Below are 701 nucleotides of genomic sequence, written 5' to 3' on the forward strand. Positions count from 1 at the left end.
TCGTACCATACTACAGGATCTGTTGAGGTAATCGCTGCATTGGCATCCAACGTTTGCAATGGGTCTTCTTGACATTCCGTAATATCCCCGCCACTAATAGGTGCTTCGGGGGCATCAGTAATCGTTAGCGTTACCGCTGTTCTTGTCAAACTGTTACAGCCGCCACTGATTGCAGTTTCGGCATAATAGGTTGTGCTGCCTACGCTATTAAGGGTTGGACTGCTTACGGTGTTTCCGCCGGTTAATGCATCGTACCATACTACAGGATCTGTTGAGGTAATTGCTGCATTGGCATCCAACGTTTGCAATGGGTCTTCTTGACATTCCGTAATATCTCCGCCACTTATAGGTGCTTCGGGCGCATCGGTAATCGTTAGCGTTACCGCTGTTCTTGTTAAACTGTTACAGCCACCACTAATCGCAGTTTCGGCATAATAGGTTGTGCTGCCTACGCCATTAAGGGTTGGGCTGCTTACGGTGTTTCCGCCAGTTAATGCATCGTACCATATTACAGGATCTGTTGAGGTAATGGCAGTATTGGCATCCAACGTTTGCAATGGGTCTTCTTGACATTCTGTGATATCTCCGCCACTTATAGGTGCTTCGGGGGCATCAGTAATGGTCAAGGTTACTGGTGTACGGGTTAAACTTGTACAGCCGCCACTAATCGCAGTTTCGGCATAATAGGTTGTGCTGCCTAC

Annotated in this window: 1 protein-coding gene; it reads right to left on the reverse strand. The window is 47.8% G+C overall.

Translation table 11 applies throughout. The features are described 5' to 3' along the window. Nucleotides 1–701, reverse strand: a 701-nt coding sequence (locus tag QPK98_RS15555) for an immunoglobulin domain-containing protein (protein WP_435373108.1), incomplete at both ends; no start/stop codon positions are given.

This window comes from Aequorivita marina (assembly GCF_031631895.2).
In the GTDB taxonomy this organism is placed as follows: domain Bacteria; phylum Bacteroidota; class Bacteroidia; order Flavobacteriales; family Flavobacteriaceae; genus Aequorivita; species Aequorivita marina.